Annotated in this window: 2 protein-coding genes; both read right to left on the bottom strand. The window is 48.8% G+C overall.

The window, feature by feature from the left end; all coding sequences use genetic code 11:
* Window positions 1-751: PAS domain S-box protein (locus tag EYQ01_10385; protein HIE66192.1), on the bottom strand; the 751-nt coding region annotated here is incomplete at its 3' end.
* A 1-nt stretch (window position 752) separates the two neighbouring features.
* Window positions 753-1,313 carry a heme NO-binding protein gene (locus EYQ01_10380; protein HIE66191.1) on the bottom strand — a complete coding sequence of 187 codons (561 nt, stop codon included), beginning with the start codon at window positions 1,311-1,313 and terminating at the stop codon, window positions 753-755.
* Window positions 1,314-1,694: the final 381 nt, after the last annotated feature.

Below are 1,694 nucleotides of genomic sequence, written 5' to 3'. Positions count from 1 at the left end.
GGTGGTCTTGCGATTCGGGGGAGATGAGATCGAACACCTTGATACCCTTGAGTTCTCTCAGGGTATAACCCATGGTTTTTATCCAGGCTGGGTTGACGAAGGAGAAATTGCCCTCAAGGTCAATGCTCTGTATCATGTCATGGGCGTTATCGAACAAAGCCCGGTAACGATCGTCGCTGGAGCGCAGACCCTCGGTCAACCCTTCGACCTCTAGCTTGCTGGATTCGAAATCATTGACTAGACGTTGAAGCTCTTTGTTCATTTTCTCGAGTTCTTCCGAACGCTTCCTGGTTTCCCGGTTGGCCTCTAGGCTGATTTCTAAAGCAATCACCAAGTCCCCGACGACATAGTGGTGGGGCAGCTCCGCAAGGGTTAGACCCATATCGGACAATTCAGCTGCCGAAGTGACATCGGGGAATCCCGAATAGACCCACAATCTATCAAGGCAGTGGAGCTGACCTCGTAGTTTAAAAACCAAATTCTTGTGACCGGATACAAGGTCGCGCCGACTCAGCACCACGTTCAGGTTAGTCAGGTTTTTCAGAAATTTCTGCTCAATAATCCCCCTGAAGGGCCGATGAATCTGTATCTCCACCTGCGACAGTGGCATCCTCAGCTCAACCTTCCACCATTTGCGTAAATGCTGGGTCATGTAGAGGAGAACCCCATTGGAGTCCCAAATTAGACTATACGGAACCAGATCTTCCAGCAGTGGCCAAGAAATTAATGGTAGATCCCCGGACCTTTTCATCTCACACTACCCTTTTTGTAGACGAGTAAGAGATCTCCATGCGCTTGCACGGCATGGGATGGTCTTCATCGGGGATATCCCGGACCTGGATCTCTTGTTTAAAATGAATGGCAAGGCCCTCTAGCAACCCTTTGACAAAAGGAAGAAGGCCTTTACGGTCGGAGTAATAGTCGAGTTCACAGACGCCTTCCCGCAGTACTATACAGCGGAAGGAGGGTGGAGAGAACGCTGGAAATGTCACCTTAATCCTACTGTGCATATGGTCAAGACCTCGCAAGAAGTCAACGAAATCTGTTCCCGACGACTCCATGAGGTCCCTGTAATGAACGAGGGCAACATCCATCACCCAGAATATTCCAAGCTTATGCAGGACTTTATCGGCTGGTTCCTCCAGCACGTCGGCTATCGCTCCCACAAGCTCGTACGTGATCGAATCCTTGTACCGCGCGAAGGAATCGAAGTCCGCAGGAGAACCCACCTTTTCGTAAGTTTTTCTCCAGGTATCTTCCCCATGCTTCTGAATAACCATCTCTCGGATCGCCTTGTTTACCATTCCATACATTTATATTTCCTCCTATCTTTTATAAATCTCTACTTTTGAAAACCTGTAAACTACTGAGCAAAGACCTCCAAAAAAAGGCCTGGTATATTCTTAAACACCTTGGCAGACTGATGGCGGCCCGTTCACTGAACCTCATGATGGACTCTGATTCAGAAGCAACCGGATTGGGGTTGTGATAACTCGTGAATTCAACTTGCAAGTGCAACCCTTTCAGTGCGGTTAGGGGGCAAACTGCGGTAGTATCGTGGTTTTCTCACCGCCAAGCGAGAGTAGCACAGATGGGCTACACGCAGCTTACCCAAGAGGGAGAGTTATTGTCAAATCTGGTGTATGAGATCTTCATTAAGCGGCGACCTGATCTGATTTATTGATCTCAATCCC

It is taken from the genome of Candidatus Manganitrophaceae bacterium, from assembly GCA_012960925.1.
Classification (GTDB): Bacteria; Nitrospirota; Nitrospiria; order SBBL01; family JAADHI01; genus DUAG01.
The sequence above is the reverse complement of the archived record's forward strand: the minus strand, read 5'-3'. Positions and strand labels throughout refer to the sequence as shown.

Excerpts from the sequence above, each read along its gene's own strand:
- EYQ01_10380 (HIE66191.1), bottom strand. The coding sequence starts at position 1,313 with ATGTATGGAATGGTAAACAAGGCGATCCGAGAGATGGTTATTCAGAAG.